This window comes from Rhizobium sp. YTUHZ045 (genome assembly GCF_051124255.1).
Classification (GTDB): Bacteria; Pseudomonadota; Alphaproteobacteria; order Rhizobiales; family Rhizobiaceae; genus Rhizobium.
Map to the genome: position 1 here is coordinate 2,496,584 of NZ_CP101432.1, position 19,484 is coordinate 2,516,067.

Genomic DNA, 19,484 nt, shown 5'->3' on the forward strand with positions numbered 1-19,484 from the left:
AATCCCTTGTTAGTATAAATCTTCTCCCCATTAACGGTTTTTTAATCTTGGGAGACGAGTGAAATGATCAGCAGAGCAGCAAAATTCAGCCTCGCTGTGGCGTCCCTTCTGGCAAGCAGCAGCTTGGCAACGGCAGCCCCCACAGTCGTTAATTGCAAAGCCGCAGTCCGCGGCACCCTCGAATACAGGCTGTGCATGCCCACGCGGGCAATACAGACCGACAGCAAGTTCGGTCCGAACGATAAGGATCGCAGCAGCCGTGACGTCGGTGGCAAGAAGACATCCAACACCAACTCGCACGTCAGCAATGGCAACGGTGGCGATGACGGTGACAGCAAAGACGTCGGCCAAAGTGGCGGCAGCGGCGACCAAGGCGGTAGCGGTGATCAGGGCGGCAGTGGTGACCAGGGCGGCAGCGGCGACCAGGGCGGCAGTGGCGACCAGGGCGGCAGTGGCGACCAGGGCGGCAGTGGCGACCAGGGCGGCAGTGGCGACCAGGGCGGCAGTGGCGACCAGGGCGGCAGTGGCGACCAGGGCGGCAGTGGCGACCAGGGCGGCAGTGGCGACCAGGGCGGCAGTGGCGACCAGGCGCAGTAGGCGACACAGGGGCGGCAGTTGGCGACCAGGGGACGCAGTGGCATGACCAGGGCGGCAGAGGGCGACCAGGCCGGCAGTGCGCGAACCAGGGCGCAGCGGTGACCAGGGCGAACAAGGCCGATAAGAGGCATAGTGCGACAAATGAGGGCGCAAGGGCGACCAAGGGCGACACAAGAACAGGTGGCAAAAGGGCGGACAAGGGCTGACAAGAGGCGACAAGGGGCGGCATGGGCTGGCCAAGGGACGGCCAATGAGCGAACAGGGCGGCAAGGGCGGCAAGGGCGACAAGGGCGACAAGGGCGACAAGGGCGACAAGGGCGACAAGGGCGGCAAGGGCGACAAGGGCGGCAAGGGCGACAAGGGCGGCAAGGGCGACAAGGGCGACAAGGGCGACAAGGGCGGCAAGGGCGGCAAGGGCGGCAAGGGCGACAAGGGCGGCAAGGGCGGCAAGGGCGGCAAGGGCGACAAGGGCGGCAAGGGCGGCAAGGGCGGCAAGGGCGACAAGGGCGGCAAGGGCGACAAGGGCGACAAGGGCGACAAGGGCGACAAGGGCGGCAAGGACCACGATCATCACGGCCGCGACAAAGGCGGAAAGGATCACGACCACGCCAAGGATGAACCCGGTAAGGGTGGAAAAGACCATCACAGCGGCAGCAAGGACGGGGAAGATCACGGCCATGGCAAGGGCGGCAACGGCGGTTCCGACAAAGGCGGCAACGACGGCGCGGGCAGCGGAGGCAACGGTGATGCCGGCAAGGGCGGCAATGACGGTGCAGGCAGCGGCGGTAACGGCGGTGCCGGCAAGGGCGGCAATGACGGCGCGGGCAGCGGCGGCAATGGCGATGCCGGCAAGGGCGGCAACGACGGTGCGGGCAGCAGCGGCAATGGCGATGCCGGCAAGGGCGGTAACGACGGCGCGGGCAGCAGCGGCAATGACGATGCCGGCAAGGGCGGCAACGACGGTGCGGGCAGCAGCGGCAATGGCGATGCCGGCAAGGGCGGCAACAACGGCGCGGGCAACGCAGGCAGCGATGGGGCCGGAAAGGGCGGCAATGACGGTGCCGGCAAGGGTGATTCCGGCAAAAACTGATCGGAACGGTTAAGGCGGCTTGGCCCCGCCACTCAGCTGGCGGGCAGAGCGGGCGCCCCCCCTTTCCTGATGCTCGCGATTGTCGCGAGCATCTCCGTAGGGTCGACACGAAGCAGATCCTCCAAGCCAGCGCGAGAATGACCCGGACGGAAAAAGGTTGTTAATAAACGGAGGGCCGGTTTGCGGCCCTGTGTTATTGAATGCCGTGTCCTTTGTAGCGGGACGGAGCTCCCCGCCTCACGCAGCGCACGCCTCGCACAATCCGCGGATCTCGATCGTGGTCTTCTCGGGCTTGAACTTCTGCCCGCGCACCCAGCCCATCAGCCGGTGGTCGACCTCGTGGTCATGGAATTCCATCACCTGGCCGCAGCTTTCGCAGATGGCGAAGGCGACGATGCCGTGGCTGTGGCAGTTGTCGCCGGGATGGGCGCAGGCGACGAAGGAATTGATGCTTTCGAGTCGGTGCACGACGCCGTATTCGAGCAGCTTCTCCAGCGCCCGGTAGACCTGCAGCGGCGCACGAAAACCGTGGTCGCGCAGCTTGTCGAGAATAGTATAGGCGCTGAGCGGCCCCTCGGCCTTCTCAAGCACCTCGAAAACCAGCGACTGGTTCTTGGTGAGCTGCGGTGTTGTCATGAGCCTTGTCCTTGCGCGAGCGCGCGGCGCCTGACGGGAAGCAGGCTGAGAATGAAGAGGATCAGCGCCGCGACCACGATCGAGGGGCCGGACGGCGTGTCGTAGGTCAGTGAGCCGAACAGCCCGCCGACGACGGCGGCCGCCCCGATCAGCGCGGCGAGCACTGCCATGATCTCCGGCGTGACCGAGAAGCGGCGCGCTGCAGCCGCCGGAATGATCAGCAGTGAGGTGATCAGCATGATGCCGACGATTTTCATGGCTATTGCGATGACGACGGCCATCAGCAGCATGAAGAAGAGCCGCGCCCGCTCGGGCCGCAGCCCCTCGGCCTCGGCAAGCTCGGCATTGACGGTGGCCGCGAGCAGCGGCCGCCAGAGCCAGGCGATCGCCGCCAGCACGAAGAGCCCGCCACCCCAGATCAGCGCGATGTCCGATGTGGACACGGCAAGGATATCGCCGAACAGGAAGGCGATGAGATCAATCCGGACCCAGCTCATGAAGGCGACCATGACGAGGCCGATCGCCAGCGTGGCATGAGAGAGGATGCCGAGCAGCGCATCGGCCGAGAGCGCCTGGCGCTTCTGCAGGAAGAGCAGCAACACCGATACGAGCGCGGCGACGGCGAAGACGGCCAGCGTCAGGTTGAGTTCGAACAACAGCGACAGCGCGACGCCGAGAAGCGCCGAATGGGCGATCGTATCGCCGAAATAGGCCATGCGCCGCCAGATGATGAAGCAGCCGAGCGGCCCCGTCGTCAGCGCCAGCCCGACGCCGGCAAGGATGGCGCGCACGAAGAAATCGTCAAGCATGGCGGCCCTCCTCGCTGCGGGAATGGGCGTGTTCATGCGCATGATCGTGCCCGTGACGATCGTCGTGAGCGTGGTCATGCCCGTGCTCATGGGAGCCATGTGCGTGCTCATGCCCGTGGTCATGCGCGTGTTCATGGCGCGCATGAGCATGATGCCCATCCTCGGGATAGCAATGATCCGTCACAGTGCCGTCGGCATGACGCACTCGGCCGTCCGGCAGGTGGGTATGATCGTGGTGATGGCTGTAGACCGCAAGCGTCTGGGCTGCCCGGCTGCCGAACAGGCGCACATATTCCGGGCTGCGGCTGACGGTCTCGGGCGTTCCGCGGCAGCAGACATGGCCGTTGAGGCAGATCACCGTATCGGTCTCGGCCATCACCACGTGGAGATCGTGGGAAATCAGCAGGATGCCGCAGCCGCTGGCGTTGCGGATCGACTTGATTAGGTCGTAAAGCGCTATCTCACCGGAGAAATCCACCCCCTGCACCGGCTCGTCGAGCACCAGCAGGTCGGGCTTGCGGGCAATCGCCCGGGCCATCAGCGCCCGCTGGAACTCGCCGCCGGAGAGATGCTGAACCTCGGCGCCTATCATATGGGCGACGCCGGCGGCTTCGAGCGCTGCCTGGATGTCGCGCTCCGGCAGCGGCCCCGTCAGCGTCATCAGCCGGCGCACCGTCAGCGGCAGCGTCCAGTCGATCGAAAGCTTCTGCGGAACATAGCCCACTTTGAGGCCCGGGCGTCGCTCCACCCTGCCCTCATCCGGCTTCAGAACACCGATCGCGGCCTTGGCGCTCGTCGACTTGCCCGAGCCGTTCGGGCCGATCAGCGTGACGATCTCGCCGCGCGAAACGGAAAATTCGACGCCGCGCACCAGCCAGCGGCCGCCGCGCAGAACGCCGACATTTTCAAGCGAAACCAGCCGTTCGCCCTTGGTATTTGCGGGAGAGAGCATCAAATTTTCCGACAGCGCTGTTGCATCCTGCTATTGCACACGTTATAGCATAACGCAATTGATGTAATAACATAACATTTGCAATTCAAGCGGAGCATACGATGAAACGCGCCTTGGGGCCTGCCCTGGACAGCCTGGCCCTCAGAATACCGGCTGCCCTCGCCATCCCGGCCCTTGCGATCCCCGCCCTGCTCGTTGCCGGCACGATGCGGGCCGCCGATGCGCCCGTCGTCGTCACCTCGATCAAGCCGATCCATTCGCTGGTTGCGGCGATCATGGAGGGCGTGGGTGAGCCGGCGCTGATCGTCGATGGCGCCTCCTCCCCGCACACCTACAGCATGAAGCCTTCGAACGCGCGCTCGCTACAGGAGGCCAAGGTCATCTTCTGGGTCGGCCCGAACCTGGAGGCTTTTCTCGAAAAGCCGCTCGAAGCTTTGGGCTCGAACGCCAGCGTCGTCGAACTCGACAATGCGCCAGGCCTGACCAAGCTGCCCTTCCGCGAAGGCGGCGCCTTCGAGCCGCATGACGACGGGGACCATGAAAATGCCTCCGGAGATGATCATGGTCACGATCATGCGGCTGAGCCCGGACGTGACGATGGCCACGCGCATCACGATGATCATGAAGAGCATGAGCACGGACACGGCGCCTTCGATACGCATCTCTGGCTCGATCCGATGAATGCGAAGGCGATGGCCACTGTCATCACCACGACGCTGGTCGCCGCCGATCCCGCCAATGCGCTGACCTATCAGGCCAATGCCAAGGCGCTTGATGACAAGCTGACGGCGCTAGACAAGGAGATCGCCGCCACCGTCGCCCCCTTCAAGGATAAGCCCTTCGTCGTCTTCCACGACGCCTACCAATATTTCGAGCACCGCTACGGCATCCGCGTCGCTGGCTCGATCACAGTCAGCCCGGAAACCATTCCCGGCGCCGAGCGCGTATCGGAAATCCACCGTAAGGTCGGCGAACTCGGCGCAACCTGCGTTTTTGCCGAGCCGCAGTTCGAGCCGCGCCTCGTCAAGGTCGTCATCGAAGGCACGAGCGCCAAGTCGGGCATACTCGACCCCGAAGCCGCGACCCTCAAGGCCGGCCCCGATCTCTACTTCACCCTCATGCGCGGCATCGCCGACAGCATGAAGGCTTGCCTCTCCAGCGCATGACTCTTATGCGACGCTCTGGAGAATGCTGAGGCGGAAAGAGGCGGATGACCCCGTTCCGCCTTTTTTCGTCGCCATCGATGTAATGATATAACATTAATAACGTAAATGAGGTTCCCATGGACAACAGACTTCCGGTCACGGTGCTCTCCGGCTTTCTCGGAGCCGGCAAGACCACGCTGCTCAACCATGTGCTCACCAATCGTGAGGGCCTGCGCGTCGCCGTGATTGTCAACGATATGAGCGAGGTGAACATCGACGCCAGACTCGTGCGCGATGGTGGCGCCAATCTCTCGCGCACCGAGGAACAGCTGGTCGAGATGACCAATGGCTGCATCTGCTGCACGCTGCGTGACGACCTGTTGAAGGAGGTGCGCGCTCTCGCCGATCAGGGCCGCTTTGATTACCTGCTGATCGAATCCACAGGCATCGCCGAGCCCCTGCCCGTCGCCACCACCTTCGAATTTCGCGACGAGAATGGCGAAAGCCTGTCCGACGTTGCAAGGTTGGACACGATGGTGACCGTCGTCGATGCCGCCAATCTGCTCGCCGATTACGCCTCGGCCGATTTTCTCGCCGACCGCGGCGAAACCGCAGGCGACGGGGACAACAGGACGATCGTCGACCTGCTGGTCGAGCAGATCGAATTTGCCGATGTGGTGGTGCTGAACAAGATCGGCACGGCAAGCGAGGAACAGCGCGACGCCGCGCGCAAGATCGTCGTCGGCCTCAATCCGGATATCAAACTGATCGAGGCGGATTTCGGCAAGGTTGCGCTGATGGAGGTGCTCGGCACCGGCCGTTTCGACATCGGGAGGGCCGAGACCCATCCGCTTTGGTACAAGGAACTGCACGGCTTCAGGGATCACGTGCCGGAGACCGAGGAATACGGCATTCGCTCCTTCGTTTATCGCGAGAAGCGGCCCTTCCATCCGGCAAAATTGCAGGCCTTTCTCGACAGGACATGGCCGGGCGTGGTACGCGCCAAGGGCTTCTTCTGGCTGGCGACGCGGCCGCACCATGTCGGCGAGGTCAGCCAGGCGGGCGCGATCGTCCGCACCTCCAAGATGGGCCTGTGGTGGGCTTCTGTGCCGCGCGAACAATGGCCCGAGGAACCCGGCTTCATCAGCGCCATCGGCCCCTATCTCGACCCCGTCTGGGGCGACCGCCGCCAGGAAATCGTCTTCATCGGCACTGACCCGATGGACGAGGCGTGGATCAGGAGCGAACTCGACGCCTGTCTGGTGAAAAGCGATGCCTTCACACCTGAACTCTGGCGCAACCTGCCCGACCCCTTCGCCAGCTGGAGCCGGCAGGCGGCATGAAGGCGACAGCGATCAAACCCTATCGCTGCGTCTGCGAGGAATGCGATCCATTGCCGCCGATCGAGGGGCTGCATCCGTTGACGCATGAGGCTGCCGATGAGCCGGGGCGTAAAGCAAGGGGATTGCTCGGCATTATCGCGGAGCGGGTGGTGCCATGCAGGCGGGGGTGATGAGGAGATGCTGGAGGATTGGAAAGGCGTATCACCGCTAAACACCATGCCTTTCCTTCCGGCAGCCTCGGCGTGCTTGGCACCCCCTCTGGCCTGCCGGGGGAGATCGGCAGGAGGCTTGACCATCGCTCCCTCTCCAACGGCATCGACAATCACCACTTGAGTTGCTTGGGGAAGCCGTCGCGCCCAGCCGATCTCCCACCTGTGGGGGAGATGGCCGGCAGGCCAGAGGGGGCCACGGCACGTCCTCTCCTCTCTCCCCAAAACCGGAAAGGACGGCCTCCGCCGCCCTCATCCATTCCCAATCAGCGTCCGACGATAATGCTGGAGATCACCCCGCTGGTAACGCCGATCAGCAGGAAATCGTTGTCGGTGCCACCCAGCGATAGCCGCGGGGCGGAGGCGCCAAGCGGTAGCGGCGATAGTCGTTGACGTCGCGAAACTGGCGACGTTCGCGGGCATTGACGCGATATCCCTTCTTCCAATGCGGTCGCACGACGGTCTTTTTGACGATCACCTTCTTCTGGACGACGACAGGCGGGCGGCGAAAATCATCCGCGCTGGCTTGGGAGGCGATGATCGGCGAGAGAAGGAAGGAAGCGGAAAGAAGAGCTTTTTCATGTGGGGTTCCTCATGTTGGGCGCAGGATCAGATGCATGCGTGGTTGGCCTCATATCTTAGTTCAATCTTATGCATTCCAGCGAACAGCCCTTTTCCCAACACGACGTAATCCACGCATTAGCCCCGAAGATCGGATTCGATTTTCTGCGGAATTGGGCGCAGATTCAAATGACGGAGCGTTGCTCCGCGCCTTCGCTCGAGCGCGGGCGCCGCGCATTTTCGCAACGACATAGTCCAGGGCATCGGCGGCAAGCAGATCCTGCTGGAAGACCCGGCCGGAAACCCTGTCGAGCTCTTCGAAGCGCCGAAGCGATAAGCGCCGCGGCATCGCAAGAATGGCGGCCGCGCCTTGCCAGCTCTGTGCGAGCGTGTAGTTTCGGACTCGCATCAATTCAGGGGTAAGCAAAATATGTCCGAATCCGCGGGCGGGCTCTTCGACTTTGTCGGGATACTAGCCGTGTTCTTTCTCGTCGCTGCCAATGGCTTCTTCGTCGCCGCCGAATTCGCACTGGTTTCGATGAGGCGCAGCCGTGTTGCCGAGCTCGTCGCGGCCGGTCGCATGAATGCCTCCGCTCTCCAGCGCGCGATCGACAATCTCGACGCCAATCTCGCGGCCACCCAGCTCGGCATCACCATCTCGTCGCTGGCTCTGGGCTGGGTCGGCGAGCCGGCACTCGCCCACCTGATCGAACCGCTGCTCTCCTGGCTGCCTGAGCCATGGGTAACGACCGGCGCCCATACCGTCGCCATCGTCATCGCTTTCGTCATCATCACGGCGCTGCATATCGTGCTCGGCGAGCTCGCGCCCAAAAGTCTGGCGCTGCAGCGCAGCGAGGCCACCTCGCTTGCGGTCGTGCGGCCCCTCGGCCTCTTCCTGCTATTGTTCAAGCCGGCGATCTTCACCTTGAACGGCATGGGCAACCTTGTGCTGCGAGCCGTCGGCCTTCGCGCCGGAACCGGAGAATCCTCGTTCCACTCACCGCAGGAGTTGAAGCTGTTGGTCGCCGAGAGCCAGGAGGCGGGTCTTCTGAACCAGGTGCAGCAGCAACTCGTCGAGCGGGTATTCAACATCGGCGACCGGCCGATCTCCGACATCATGACACCGCGTCTCGACATCGAATGGTTCGATGCCGACGACAGCGAGGCGGAGATTCTGAAGACGATCCGAGAGTGCAGCCATGAGCAGTTGCTGGTCGCCCGCGGCTCGATCGACGAACCGATCGGCATGGTATTGAAGAAGGATCTTCTCGATCAGGTCCTCGACGGCGGCAAGGTCAGGCCGCTGGAGGTGATCAAGCAGCCACTGGTGCTGCATGAGGGTACCAAGGTCGTACGCGTCATCGACAGCTTCAAGGCATCGCCCGTACGCCTCGCCATCGTCGTCGACGAATATGGCAGTCTCGAGGGTATCGTCACCCAGACCGACCTGCTCGAGGCCATCGCCGGCGATCTGCCGGGCGCCGACGAGGAGCCCGACATCGTCGTGCGGGAAGACGGTTCGCTGCTGATCGACGCAATGATGCCGGCCTTCGATGCCTTCGAACGGCTCGGCCTCAAGGATCGCCCCGACGCCGATTTCCATACGCTGGCGGGCTTCGCGCTGCATCAGCTTCAACATATCCCGGAAGCCGGCGAAACCTTCCTCTTCGAAGACTGGCGCTTCGAGGTGCTCGACATGGACGGCATGCGCATCGACAAGATGCTCGCGACCCGCATTCCCGTCGAGGGAGCAGAGGCCTGATCAATTCATAGCCAGTGTCCAGAGCATGCCGGCGATCGCACAGCCGAAGAGCGTCGTGATAACCGAGGTCTTGAAGCGGAAGAGCGCGATGGCGGCGGCGGCGGAAAGCGCGATTGCCGCCGGTACGGCAGATTGCAGCTCTGGAATATCGAGCCGCAGGTTGCCGAAACTGACCTGCGTGACTTCGGCAAAGAGTGTGTGCAGGCCGAACCAGATGGCGAGGTTCAGGATGACGCCCACCACCGCCGCCGTGATCGCCGACATTGCCCCGGCAAGCGCCACATTGCCGCGCAGCTTTTCGATGAAGGGCGCGCCGAGGAATATCCAGAGGAAACAGGGCACGAAGGTCACCCATGTCGTCAGGATCGCGGCAAGGGTGGCGGCAAGCATCGGATCGAGCGAGCCGGGATTGCGAAAGGCGGCCATGAAGCCGACGAACTGGAGCACCATGATCAGCGGCCCCGGCGTGGTCTCGGCCATTCCGAGACCGTCCAGCATCTCGCCGGGTTTCAGCCAGCCGAAATGCTGCACGGCCTGCTGCGCGACATAGGCGAGCGCGGCATAGGCGCCGCCGAAGGAGACGACCGCCATCTTGCTGAAGAACAGGCCGATCTGGCTGAAGACGTCACCTTGTCCGAAGAACGCGTAAAGGGCGGCGACCGGCACCAGCCAGAGGGCGAGCAGTATAGCCGATATGCGCAGCGACCAGGCGAGGTTGGCGCGCGCATGCGCGGGAATACCCTCGCCCAGCGCCGATTCGGCATCCGACAGCACCGCGTCGCTTGCGGCCTTGTGGCCGCCGCCCGGACTAAAGGCAGCAAGCCCGAACTGGCCGCCGAGGAACCCCCCGATGCCGGCGGCCAGCACGATCAGCGGGAACGGCACGTGGAAGAAGAAGATGGCGACGAAGGCCACGGCCGCGATGGCAAGCATGACGCGGTTCCTCAGCGCGCGGCTGCCGATGCGGATGACTGCCTGCACGACGACGGCAAGGACGGCCGCCTTCAGGCCGAAGAACAGGCCGGCGACGATGCCGATGCTGCCGTAAGCCGCGTAGATATAGCTGAGGCCAAGGATCGACAGGAAGCCCGGCAGCACGAAGAGCGCGCCGGCGACGAGCCCCCCCAATGTGCGGTGCATCAGCCAGCCGATATAGACGGCGAGCTGCTGGGCCTCCGGCCCAGGAAGCAGCATGCAATAATTCAGGGCATGCAGGAAGCGGTGCTCGCCGATCCATCGCTTTTCGTCGACGATGATCCGGTGCATGACGGCGATCTGGCCGGCCGGGCCGCCGAAGCTCAAGGCGGCGACGCGCAGCCACACCCGGAAGGCCTCCCCGAACGAAACGCCGTGGTGATGCCCCTCGCCCGCATCCTTCTTGCCCGCCTGTCCGGCGGGCGCGTTCTCCGTCATATCGACCATCTCATGCCCTCTTTTTCGGCGCGGGCCAGTTGTGGGTCTCGTCGGTCGCATCACGGCACCAGCGGAAGAAGGCATCGTAGAGAAGCATTCCGGCCTCGAGTTGCTCCAGATCGTCGGAATACATTCTGGAGAGGCCGAGCGAGGCGGCAAGCAGACCGGACGCCTCGGGTGCCAGATCGAGCCTGGCCGTATCCGCCGCCCTGACGATCCGTGCCAGGCGCAAGAGCGGTTCGGACGCCAACCCGAATTCCTCGACCATCACGTCGAATGTGCAGAGCTCGCCGCGATGGCTCCAGAACACGTCCTCGATATCGAAGGGCGCAGCTCCGAAGCGCTCGCCGACGGCGACAACCTCAGGGGCCGGCACGAACAGGAAGACAGCGCTCGGATCGACGAAGCGCCGGATCAGCCAAGGACAGGCGATGCGGTCGATTTTCGGCCGCGCCCTGGTCACCCACACGGTGCGCCCCAGCCCGTCGCGGCGCGGCAGCTTCGCCTCGGGTACCGCTGGTCCGGCCGCGGCCCAGGCTTCGAAACCGCCTTCGAGGCTTTCCGCCTCAATCCCCGCATGCCTGAGATAGGCGGCGACGCCATGGCTGAGTTTGGCTCCCCTGTGGCAGACCACGACGACGGCATCGGCATCGATGCCATCAGCCCACGACGCAACCTCGGCGTGGTCGCGCCGGATCGAGCCCGGCACCAGGCGCGGATCGAGCGCGAAATCCTCGTCCGTGCGGACGTCGATGATGCAGGGCGCACCGGGTGTTCCGATGAGGCGGCTGAGCTTGTCGGGAGATATTTCGAGAAATGACGGCATCACGCGTCCCTCCGTTGATCGGTTGTACCGGACGCGATTCTTCAGCATGTCGCCTCGTGGGGTGATCGCAACCCCAGAACCAAAGCATTGGCAAAGACACCCCGTCCTGTCAAGGACGACGCTTCCGCTGCGGTTAGGTCCGTCTATACGGCGGCTGTGCCGTACATATGACAGCCAGCGATCTCCTCAGGTGTCATCCCCCGCAATTGCCTTTCGCTGCCGCTCGAGAAGCCGCTCCAACCCCAAAAACCCCGGCAATACAAACGCTTCGCCCCCAGAATGGAACAAAAGTCCCGCTCGTCCATTTCTCACACACCGAAAGAGGAGAAAGTACCATGACGTACGACCCCAATAATGCCAACGATCCGAACCGCCCGCTGAACCCGAACCTGGACCTGCGCACGACGCCGCCGGCGCGCAGCAGCAATACGTGGGTTGTTTGGGTTGCTGCATTGGCCGTGATCGCTGTTGCTGCATTCGCCTATTCGCAGTGGAGCAGCACATCTCCCGGCACTTCGCCGGATACGACAGCCTCCACGACCCAGTCCGAGCCGGCCCCGGCTAAGCCGATCGCTCCGACCGATAACAGCGCAACGCCTGCTCCGGCACCTGCACCGGCCACCCCGCCGGCCGCTCCTGCCCAGCAGTAATCGCTGCCCGGTCGTAAGGAGCCGCGCTAGATGCCTCCTTGGCGTCTCCGGCAGGACACGCCAAGGAGGATCTATGCAATGATCCCGGGGAACTGGTGACGCGCCGGCACGGCTTCTTTTCTACGGCCGGCCCTTGAATAACCGCAATCGGCACTTATTTAGAGATTATTAAATTTGTCTCTGACGGCTGACCACGGATGTACTGGCAGCCGTCATTGAGACAGATCGAGGAAGGTCGGTGCGAGTTTCGCCCGGCCTTTTTTCTTGGCCTGTCGGGGAAGACCGGGCGATTTCACGCTCGCCGCGTGAAGCGCCCCTGCAGCCCGATGTTAGTTGGGAATCCTGTTGTAGAAGGATTGCGGATCGTACACGCACTCGTAGTCGAGAACGCACATCTTCCCGTCTCTATCCCTCACCGTTGCAGTGTCGTACTTGTCACCCAGATTGCATCGGGCCGGCGGATAACGGAAGCTGCGACCGCCGATGCCCATACGCACGAAAACGGCTTTGTCCTTACGGATGATTTGCGCAAGCTCCTTGCAGCTGTGATCCCTGGCATTGACCTCTACCGCCTCGACGGCAAGGGCTGCGGACGGATACAACAGGGCGAAGGCCAAAAAGGCGCTTTTCATGGGAACTCCTGGATGCGAGAGCGTGATGAACGGCAAACAAACGTAACCGGTTTTGGTTGATATCCCACGCAACTGAGAACGAATTCTTATTTCAGGGAAAATTATAGGGCGACGCCGGGTCGAACACGCAGGCATAGTCCAGAACGCAAGTCCTCCCTTCGGCATCGCCAACGCTTGTCGTGCTGCGCTTGTCGCCCATGTCGCACTGCGCCGGCGGGTAGCGGAAGCTGCGGCCGCCGAGGTCGACACGGACAAAGACCTTCTTGTTCTGCCGGATGATCTGCGCAAGCTCGCTGCAGCTGTGGTCCCCCGCTTTGACCTCCACTGCGCTCGCGGCAAAGGCCGGCAGCGGCAAGGATAAAGCCACCATGAATATGACGGTTCTCACGACCCCTCCCGTTAATAGGGGAGAGATAGGGTGCGCAGGTCGATACGGCCAGTCATGCCGAAACATGCGGTCGGCCTCGAAACGAGATCATGCGCTGACGCTATTCAATCAATCTTATCAAAAGATTTGGTGGGTGATGTAGGGCTCGAACCTACGACCCGCTGATTAAGAGTCAGCTGCTCTACCAACTGAGCTAATCACCCGTTCGCGCTTGGCTGCGCGGTGTGACGGGGCGTATAAACAGGATCGGCAGGCTTGTCCAGCGCATCAGCGAAAATTCTTTGGTTAATCTCAAAGATTTTTCCGCAGCGCCGAAATGCGGCACACACTCCTAGAACTCGGAATCGATCTTCGAGAGGGATGATGCGCCAATTCAAGGTGATAGAGCGTCCCGGCTGACGGAGCGCGGCGCTCTCGCAAACTCAAAGCTCAAGTGTGCCGCTCGCCAGCCGCACCGCCTGGCCGCCGATCCGCGCGTTGGAAATCGTCCCGCCTTCGACATCGATATGCAGGTGGATGAAGGACGGACGACCCATCTCGACGCCCTGCTCAATCATGATCGGGTGGTGCCCGTCCGTAAGCCGGTCAAAATGGCGGATTGCTCCGGAGAGCGCCGCCGCCGCCGCGCCGGTGGCCGGATCTTCGACGATGCCCATGCCGCTGGCGAACATGCGCGCATGGAACTTCGCAACGTGGTTGACGCCGCCGCGGCAATAGACATAGGCCGAGGCAAGCGCGCCATCGGCGAAGGGCACGATCTTTTCCCAAAGCTGCGGATCGAATTCCACCCGCTGAGCCGTGCCGACATCGTGCACCGGAATGAGCAGAAACGGAACGCCGGCGCTCCAGACCGAGGGGACGTGATTTTCAAAGCCGATTTCGGTGACCTTCAGCGACAGCGCATCGGCGATGCCGAGCTTGTCGAGCGGCATGACGGCCTGCTGCGATTTGCGCGGCAGGTCAAATTCGGCAAAGCTCGCCTCACCCTGCCTCAGCCGCACGGCGCAACGCACCGGCCCGACGTTTTCCTCGAGCACCATGACGAGATCGAGCGCCGCTGCGCCATGAGCCCGCTCGGCCAGCGCCACCGCAGTGCCGACCGTGGGATGGCCGGCAAAGGGCAGCTCCCGGCCCGGCGTGAAGATTCTGAGCTTCGCCGCGTAGGCGGGATTGGTCGAAGGCTGCACGAAAACCGTTTCGGAGAGATTGATCTCCCGGGTGATCGCCTGCATCGCCTCGTCGCTGAGATTGTCGCCGTCGAAAACCACTGCGAGTGGGTTGCCCGCAAGCTTTCGATCGGTGAACACGTCATAGACGCTGTAGCTTCGCGCCACATCGGCCTCCTTGAATCGATCGTCGGGCCGTCAACCTGCCCGACCGTGCGACCGAGTGCAAGGCGCTAACTCGGGTAAGAACAACCCGTCGCCGGCCGGAGACGTCTGCACTCGGCAATTTGCGCGGGATCGTTAATGAAAATCGATCTTTCTCGGAAGCGCTTGGCGAGCGTGGTACCCCCCAAGGGGTCTCGAAGGACGAGGTCGGCCTCTGATTGCCGCGCGCTATGCGCCCCTCTTCCCGAAATACCAGTCAATCACCGGCAGCATCGCGATGTTATACGGATAAGCGTTCCGATCAGCCGAACGGATCGCCACCGCACCCGCGATCTCCTTGTCTTCGGCGACCAGCATGTGGGCCTCGATCCGCTCGACCATCTCGTCGGCCGTCAGGTCGAAACGGAAGAGCCTCAGCAACGTCACCGTACGCCTGGCGTGGCTGGCAAAGAGCCCCTGCCCCGCCACCGAATCGGAAAGATTGAGGCCGGTTTCCTCGAGCACCTCGCGGCGCATGTTGGCCTCGATGTCGCAGCGCCCGTCGAAGATATCCTCGGGTTCCAGCGAGCCGGCGGCGAAATAGACCTGGCCGGGATTGGCGGTGTGCGCACCCATGCGGATCGCAACCAGCGCGCCGTCGGAGCTTTCGAGCACGGGATAGGCGAAGATGTGCAGCCCGCCTTGGCGCTGCGGCTGGCGGCGCCAGTACATGAAGGCGGAAAAAGGCGTGACGTAGCCCTCACCCGAAATTCCCTCCTCGCCGAGCGACAGCCGCTGCTGGAAGATCAGGCGCCCGTCGAAGAGCGCCGGGTTGGCGGCGATCTCCCTCAGCCAATTCTCGCGGATCGCCGTTTCCTCGGCGGCGACGAAAGGATGAGTGCCGGGCAGGACGCGGAGATCGACGCCGGCGATGGGGAAGACCGTAGCTTCCGGCGGCCAGCCGGCGAAATCATCGGGAAAATCAGTGTTCGGAAAATTTATCTTCAAATTCGTTTTCATGGGAGATCCAGTGTGATGACGACGGGGCAATGGTCGGAGGCCTTCGGCCGGTCCCAGCCGGTACGAGGATAACGCTCCACCTCCTGCCCCGGCGGGAAGATGGTGCGGTAGGGTTGGCCGCTGCGGATGATCTCGGGCAGGCGTTCGGCATTAAGGGCGGCAAGTGCGGGCGAAAGCCAGATATAATCGAGCTGGCAGAGGTGCTGCTCCTGCGGCCCGCGCGCATGATAAAGCGTCCAGCGGTCGAGGGGCTGACGACGGCGGACGACATTTTCAGCAAAGCTGTCATGGCTGAAGACGTCGAGCGCGCTTTCGGTCTCCACCTGATGCTCGAAACGATAGCCGGCGCCACGCCGCCCAATGACGTCGACGCGCTCCTGATAGTCATTCATGTCGCCGCAGATGGCAAAGTTCTTCGAGGCTGTGTGGCCGGCGCCGAAGCGGTCCTCGATGATGCGGCGCACGGCGCGCGCCTCGGCGCGACGGAGCGGCAGTGTCGATTGCCGCCCGTCCAGGCCGTCGCGCGCACTGCCCATCGACTTGAAATGCACGACATAGAGCGAGAAAGGCCTGCCGCCGATCAGGAGGTCGAGTTCCAGGCAGTCGCGCTTGAATATCTTGTCGTCGATACGATTGGTAAGCGCCAGTTCCTCGTCGAAGAGATCGAAATCGCGATAGGTCGTCATCGCATGGCTTCTGATATCTCTAAGCTCGATCTTCTGGCCATCGCGTGTTTCCTCGCGTATCAGCACGGCGACATCGATGCCGCGGCTGTCATTGCCCTCGACCAGGAATTTCTGCCGATACCCGTTTCCGACCATGCGGAAGAGATAACCGTATTCGAACGCCTGAAGGGCGGCCATATTGTCGATTTCCTGCAGGCAGAGAATATCGGCGTCGGCATCCGCGATCGCCAGCGCCGTCATCTGCCTCGTATCATCGGTGGCGGCGATCACGCGCGCTTGCTCGAGCTGCTGGTAGACGCCCTCGCTGTTCACCTCGAAAAGCTTGATGACGCGATCCTGGCGCAGCTGGTTGCGAAAACCCGTGAAATCGAAACGGGTCAGCAGGTTTTCGACGTTGAAGGTGGCGAGGCGGAGCGACATGAGAAAGGTCCGGTTGCGCGCAGTACCTTATCCGCCAATCGCCGCAGGAAAAGATGGCAGGGCCAAGAAAATTGCGGATAAGCTTGGCTTCCAGGACCGAAACAAGCCGCGTCGGCATCCGGTTCCGCACGGCTGCGGGTCTGGTAGGCTACAAGCCCCGATAGTCCGCAAATATCCGAACTAGAATAATGCATGCCCGGCGAACCGATCGCCTCAACGCGTTTTTCCACGGCGCTTAGAAATATTCAACTTCTTCGCGATTCGGAACGAGGCACCGGGGACTTTCAACATTATCGTCAAGCTTCAACGACCGTAAGGGTCACCCGCCTCCGTCAAAGTCGCCATCCGGCACGGATGACGACGCGTATCGTCTCGCCGGCCCCGACAACGGCGCGGCTGAAGGCGCGCAACGTCTGGCCGTTTCCGAGTGTCAGTTTGACGGCGTAACGCTCGCCTTCGAAAAGTGCCGAGTCGACGGTCGCGGGAGCCCCCTCTCCGCCGATGATCACATCCTCCGGCCGCACCAGAATATCGGCGCCATCGGTATTGGCCGCCTGCAGCGCATCCTTCAGCTCGTCCCATTCCAGATGGCGTTCGCCGCCCATGACAGACAGGGTCAGGATAGCGCCGCGCCCGATCAGCCCGCCGACGATTCGTCCTTCCGGGCGGGCATAGATCTCGGCTGGCGGCGCCACCTGCAGCAGGCGCCCTTCGGACATGACGGCGACGTCGGTCGCCAGCGCCATCGCCTCGCTCTGGTCGTGGGTAACGTAGATCATCGTCGCGCCTGAGCGCTCATGGAATTCGCGAAAAGTCTCTTCCATCTCCTGCTTCAGGTGCCGGTCGAGATTGGCGAGCGGCTCGTCGAGCAGCACGACGTTGGGCGACGTCACCAGGCAGCGGGCGAGCGCCACACGCTGGCGCTGGCCGCCGGAGAGATCGGCCGGCCGCCGCCTGGCATGATCGGCAAGCCGCACGGTGGAAAGCGCCTCGCCGACCTTCGTCCGGTATGCCTCGCCCGAGACACCGCGCACCTTCAGGGGATAGCCGACATTGTCGGCGACGCTCATATGCGGCCAGAGCGCATAGGACTGGAAGACCATCGCCATGTTGCGCTTCTCGGGCGGCAGCGACTGGGCGGCATCTGCCAGCAGCCGCTCACCGAGATGAATCGAGCCGTCGGAGGGCGTCTCGAAACCAGCGATCATTCGCAGCACCGTCGTCTTGCCGCAGCCGGAAGGCCCGAGCAGCGCCAGAAAGCCGCCGTCGCGCACATCGAGCGAAAAGCCGCTGACGGCCGCCCGCCCGGTGCCGAAATCCTTGGCCACCTGGTTGAGGATCAGTTGCGCCACGGGACCACCCCTTTCGGCAGGCGTGTGGCCAGGAGTTCCAAGAGCAGCATCAGGACAACGACCATCAGCACGACGAGTACTGACAGTGCCGAGGCAAGGTCGGAACTGCCGCTGTCGTCGAGATTGTAGATCGCGACGCCGAGCGTCTGGGTGCCGGCCGACCAGAGCAGCGCCGAGATCGTCAGCTCGTTGCAGGCGATGAGAAAGACGAGAATGACGGAAGCGCCGGCGGCCGGCGCGATCAGCGGCACGATGATATCGGAAAGCCTGCGGAAGAAGCCGGCGCCGGAAAGCCGTGCGGCCTCCTCCAGCGCCGGATCGAGCTGATGGAAGGCGCTGACGACGGGCTTTAGGCTGACAGCGAAGAAGGAGGAAAAATAGGCAATCAGGATGATCCAGATCGTGCCGTAGAGCGAGACATGCAGGACGGGGATCGGTGCCGCGAAGACGAGAATGAAGGAGACCGCCATGACGATGCCCGGCAGAGAATAGGGTATCTCGATCAGGCTGGAAACGATGCGCGACGCCATGTCTCTGCGCCGCGTCAGAGCATAGGCCGCAAGCACCGTCACGACAAGGAGACCAAAGGCCGTGGCGCCGGCAAGCGACAGGGAATTGATAAAGGCCGTGCGTGTCACCGCCTGCCGGAATAGGATCTCCTGAAAGGCATGCAGCGACATGGTCTTGAAGGTGAGTGGTACGCCATAAGCCGGCACCAGCGCACCGGCAACAAGCGCGAAGAAGGGGGCGGCCAGCATGAAGAACAGGATCGCCCAGAGGAGCGGCGTGAAGGCGAAGCGCCAGGGGCCGAACTCGAAGATGGCACTTGCCCCCGACAGGCCGATGACGCGATAGTCGCGGCCTCTGAGCGCCCGGTCCTGGAACATCAAGCCTGCGACGGAGATCATGGCGATGATGCCGGAGAGCACGGCGACATCGCCGAAGGTACGGCTGGTGAAGGCAGAGAATTTGGTGAAGATGAGCGTCGGCAGCGTGTAGATCGAGGCCGGGATGCCGAGAATGGCGGGAATGCCGAAATTGCCGGTGCAGGAGACGAAGGAGATCGCCGCGCCGGCGATGATGCCGGGCAGAGACAGCGGCAGGATGATGTCGCGGAACACCCTGAGGCTCGAGGCGCCGGAAAGCCGCGCGGCCTCGACGCCGTCGCGCGGCAGCGTCATCAGCCCGGCGCGCAGCGCCAGATAGACCAGCGGCGCATGCTGCACGCCATAGAGCAGCGCAATGCCGCCCACCGAATAGAGCGGCTGCGGCGAACCCAGCGGCGGCGCAAGCGAGAGCGCCTTCAACAGCGGGCTCGACGGCCCCGACATCTGCACCCAGGCAAGTGCCGTCACCTGCGGCGGGATCATCATCGGCAGCACGAAGAAGAAGCTGAGCAACCCCTTGCCGTTGATATCGGTCAGCGTCAGCACGAAGGCGAAGAGGCAGCCGATGGCAAGGGAAATGATCGTGCCCAAGACCGCGGTGACGATGGTGTAATAGGTGGCCTGCCAGAGTGACGGTTCGCTCAGCACATCGATGAAGCCGCCGCTGGCGAAGGCCACGATCCCGACCATGGCGAGGCGGGCGAGCGGCAGCACGCTGAAGATCAGGACTGATATGACGATAAAAGGAAACAGCCAGGCGGGCTGGCTGTTTCCCGGTCTCACATATCCTTGCATG

18 protein-coding genes, 1 tRNA gene and 2 pseudogenes are annotated in these 19,484 nt (G+C 63.1%); 7 read left to right on the plus strand and 14 right to left on the minus strand.

The window, feature by feature from the left end; translation table 11 throughout:
- The first annotated feature begins 63 nt into the window (after positions 1-63).
- Positions 64-597, plus strand: a complete 534-nt coding sequence (locus NMA58_RS12670) for a hypothetical protein (RefSeq protein ID WP_434710348.1) — start codon at positions 64-66, stop codon at positions 595-597.
- 250 nt (positions 598-847) lie between these two features.
- Positions 848-1,687: a hypothetical protein gene (locus NMA58_RS12675; RefSeq protein WP_434710350.1), complete on the plus strand. Its 840-nt coding sequence runs from the start codon at positions 848-850 to the stop codon at positions 1,685-1,687.
- Between the two features lie 237 nt (positions 1,688-1,924).
- On the opposite strand, the gene NMA58_RS12680 is transcribed toward NMA58_RS12675, so the two are convergent.
- The 3 genes from NMA58_RS12680 to NMA58_RS12690 are packed head-to-tail and all read right to left on the minus strand — an operon-like array spanning position 1,925 to position 4,084.
- Complete coding sequence (locus tag NMA58_RS12680) at positions 1,925-2,323, minus strand: Fur family transcriptional regulator (protein WP_064694566.1); 399 nt, start codon at positions 2,321-2,323, stop codon at positions 1,925-1,927.
- Positions 2,320-3,132: a zinc ABC transporter permease subunit ZnuB gene (gene znuB, locus NMA58_RS12685; protein WP_183702427.1), complete on the minus strand. Its 813-nt coding sequence runs from the start codon at positions 3,130-3,132 to the stop codon at positions 2,320-2,322. The genes NMA58_RS12680 and znuB overlap by 4 nt, the downstream gene beginning before the upstream one ends.
- Complete coding sequence (locus NMA58_RS12690) at positions 3,125-4,084, minus strand: ATP-binding cassette domain-containing protein (RefSeq protein WP_434710352.1); 960 nt, start codon at positions 4,082-4,084, stop codon at positions 3,125-3,127. Before NMA58_RS12690 ends, znuB begins: the two co-directional genes overlap by 8 nt.
- A gap of 101 nt (positions 4,085-4,185) precedes the next feature.
- On the opposite strand from NMA58_RS12690, the gene NMA58_RS12695 reads away from it, so the two are divergent.
- Positions 4,186-5,250, plus strand: a complete 1,065-nt coding sequence (locus NMA58_RS12695) for a zinc ABC transporter substrate-binding protein (RefSeq protein ID WP_434710354.1) — start codon at positions 4,186-4,188, stop codon at positions 5,248-5,250.
- Between the two features lie 116 nt (positions 5,251-5,366).
- A complete protein-coding gene (gene zigA, locus NMA58_RS12700) occupies positions 5,367-6,572 on the plus strand; it encodes a zinc metallochaperone GTPase ZigA (protein WP_430958411.1) in 1,206 nt (401 codons plus the stop codon).
- 475 nt (positions 6,573-7,047) lie between these two features.
- On the opposite strand, the pseudogene NMA58_RS12705 reads toward zigA, so the two are convergent.
- Positions 7,048-7,322 (minus strand): annotated as a pseudogene (locus NMA58_RS12705) (RcnB family protein).
- A gap of 252 nt (positions 7,323-7,574) precedes the next feature.
- On the opposite strand from NMA58_RS12705, the pseudogene NMA58_RS12710 reads away from it, so the two are divergent.
- Together NMA58_RS12710 and NMA58_RS12715 are read left to right on the plus strand one after the other, a co-directional pair.
- Positions 7,575-7,679: pseudogene (locus NMA58_RS12710) on the plus strand (VOC family protein); the annotation flags it as partial.
- 93 nt (positions 7,680-7,772) lie between these two features.
- The gene (locus tag NMA58_RS12715; RefSeq protein WP_097598055.1) at positions 7,773-9,104 is read left to right on the plus strand and encodes a hemolysin family protein; all 1,332 of its coding nucleotides are present in this window, start codon (positions 7,773-7,775) and stop codon (positions 9,102-9,104) included.
- Here NMA58_RS12715 and chrA read toward each other — a convergent pair whose 3' ends face one another.
- Both chrA and NMA58_RS12725 read right to left on the minus strand, forming a co-directional pair.
- On the minus strand, positions 9,105-10,526 hold the full coding sequence (gene chrA, locus NMA58_RS12720) for a chromate efflux transporter (RefSeq protein ID WP_434710357.1): 1,422 nt from the start codon (positions 10,524-10,526) through the stop codon (positions 9,105-9,107).
- Position 10,527: 1 nt separating this feature from the next.
- Complete coding sequence (locus NMA58_RS12725) at positions 10,528-11,343, minus strand: chromate resistance protein ChrB domain-containing protein (protein ID WP_097598053.1); 816 nt, start codon at positions 11,341-11,343, stop codon at positions 10,528-10,530.
- A gap of 335 nt (positions 11,344-11,678) precedes the next feature.
- Between NMA58_RS12725 and NMA58_RS12730 the strand changes: the two genes are divergently transcribed.
- Complete coding sequence (locus NMA58_RS12730) at positions 11,679-11,993, plus strand: hypothetical protein (RefSeq protein WP_085778663.1); 315 nt, start codon at positions 11,679-11,681, stop codon at positions 11,991-11,993.
- Between the two features lie 329 nt (positions 11,994-12,322).
- On the opposite strand, the gene NMA58_RS12735 is transcribed toward NMA58_RS12730, so the two are convergent.
- From NMA58_RS12735 to NMA58_RS12770, 8 genes are all read right to left on the minus strand, one after another.
- The gene (locus NMA58_RS12735) at positions 12,323-12,625 is read right to left on the minus strand and encodes a hypothetical protein (protein WP_434710360.1); all 303 of its coding nucleotides are present in this window, start codon (positions 12,623-12,625) and stop codon (positions 12,323-12,325) included.
- A 91-nt stretch (positions 12,626-12,716) separates the two neighbouring features.
- Entirely contained in the window at positions 12,717-13,013 is a 297-nt protein-coding gene (locus tag NMA58_RS12740) for a hypothetical protein (protein ID WP_434710362.1), read from the minus strand.
- 127 nt (positions 13,014-13,140) lie between these two features.
- Positions 13,141-13,216 (minus strand) — tRNA-Lys (locus NMA58_RS12745).
- Between the two features lie 219 nt (positions 13,217-13,435).
- Positions 13,436-14,347: a PhzF family phenazine biosynthesis protein gene (locus tag NMA58_RS12750; protein WP_097598052.1), complete on the minus strand. Its 912-nt coding sequence runs from the start codon at positions 14,345-14,347 to the stop codon at positions 13,436-13,438.
- Between the two features lie 225 nt (positions 14,348-14,572).
- Positions 14,573-15,343 carry an NUDIX hydrolase gene (locus tag NMA58_RS12755; protein WP_434710364.1) on the minus strand — a complete coding sequence of 257 codons (771 nt, stop codon included), beginning with the start codon at positions 15,341-15,343 and terminating at the stop codon, positions 14,573-14,575.
- Positions 15,340-16,449 (minus strand): endonuclease/exonuclease/phosphatase family protein, encoded by a 1,110-nt coding sequence (locus NMA58_RS12760; RefSeq protein WP_434710366.1) that lies wholly within the window; start codon positions 16,447-16,449, stop codon positions 15,340-15,342. Before NMA58_RS12760 ends, NMA58_RS12755 begins: the two co-directional genes overlap by 4 nt.
- Positions 16,450-16,781: 332 nt before the next feature.
- Positions 16,782-17,801: an ABC transporter ATP-binding protein gene (locus NMA58_RS12765; RefSeq protein WP_434710368.1), complete on the minus strand. Its 1,020-nt coding sequence runs from the start codon at positions 17,799-17,801 to the stop codon at positions 16,782-16,784.
- Positions 17,789-19,483 (minus strand): ABC transporter permease, encoded by a 1,695-nt coding sequence (locus tag NMA58_RS12770; RefSeq protein WP_434710370.1) that lies wholly within the window; start codon positions 19,481-19,483, stop codon positions 17,789-17,791. Before NMA58_RS12770 ends, NMA58_RS12765 begins: the two co-directional genes overlap by 13 nt.
- Position 19,484 lies beyond the last annotated feature (1 nt).

Coding starts and splice junctions, on each gene's coding strand:
- NMA58_RS12690 (WP_434710352.1), bottom strand. CDS start 4,084: ATGCTCTCTCCCGCAAATACCAAGGGCGAACGGCTGGTTTCGCTTGAA.
- NMA58_RS12715 (WP_097598055.1), top strand. CDS start 7,773: ATGTCCGAATCCGCGGGCGGGCTCTTCGACTTTGTCGGGATACTAGCC.
- zigA (WP_430958411.1), top strand. CDS start 5,367: ATGGACAACAGACTTCCGGTCACGGTGCTCTCCGGCTTTCTCGGAGCC.
- NMA58_RS12725 (WP_097598053.1), bottom strand. CDS start 11,343: ATGCCGTCATTTCTCGAAATATCTCCCGACAAGCTCAGCCGCCTCATC.
- NMA58_RS12730 (WP_085778663.1), top strand. CDS start 11,679: ATGACGTACGACCCCAATAATGCCAACGATCCGAACCGCCCGCTGAAC.
- NMA58_RS12680 (WP_064694566.1), bottom strand. CDS start 2,323: ATGACAACACCGCAGCTCACCAAGAACCAGTCGCTGGTTTTCGAGGTG.
- NMA58_RS12695 (WP_434710354.1), top strand. CDS start 4,186: ATGAAACGCGCCTTGGGGCCTGCCCTGGACAGCCTGGCCCTCAGAATA.
- NMA58_RS12735 (WP_434710360.1), bottom strand. CDS start 12,625: ATGAAAAGCGCCTTTTTGGCCTTCGCCCTGTTGTATCCGTCCGCAGCC.
- NMA58_RS12675 (WP_434710350.1), top strand. CDS start 848: ATGAGCGAACAGGGCGGCAAGGGCGGCAAGGGCGACAAGGGCGACAAG.
- NMA58_RS12755 (WP_434710364.1), bottom strand. CDS start 15,343: ATGAAAACGAATTTGAAGATAAATTTTCCGAACACTGATTTTCCCGAT.
- NMA58_RS12760 (WP_434710366.1), bottom strand. CDS start 16,449: ATGTCGCTCCGCCTCGCCACCTTCAACGTCGAAAACCTGCTGACCCGT.
- chrA (WP_434710357.1), bottom strand. CDS start 10,526: ATGGTCGATATGACGGAGAACGCGCCCGCCGGACAGGCGGGCAAGAAG.
- znuB (WP_183702427.1), bottom strand. CDS start 3,132: ATGCTTGACGATTTCTTCGTGCGCGCCATCCTTGCCGGCGTCGGGCTG.
- NMA58_RS12770 (WP_434710370.1), bottom strand. CDS start 19,483: ATGCAAGGATATGTGAGACCGGGAAACAGCCAGCCCGCCTGGCTGTTT.
- NMA58_RS12670 (WP_434710348.1), top strand. CDS start 64: ATGATCAGCAGAGCAGCAAAATTCAGCCTCGCTGTGGCGTCCCTTCTG.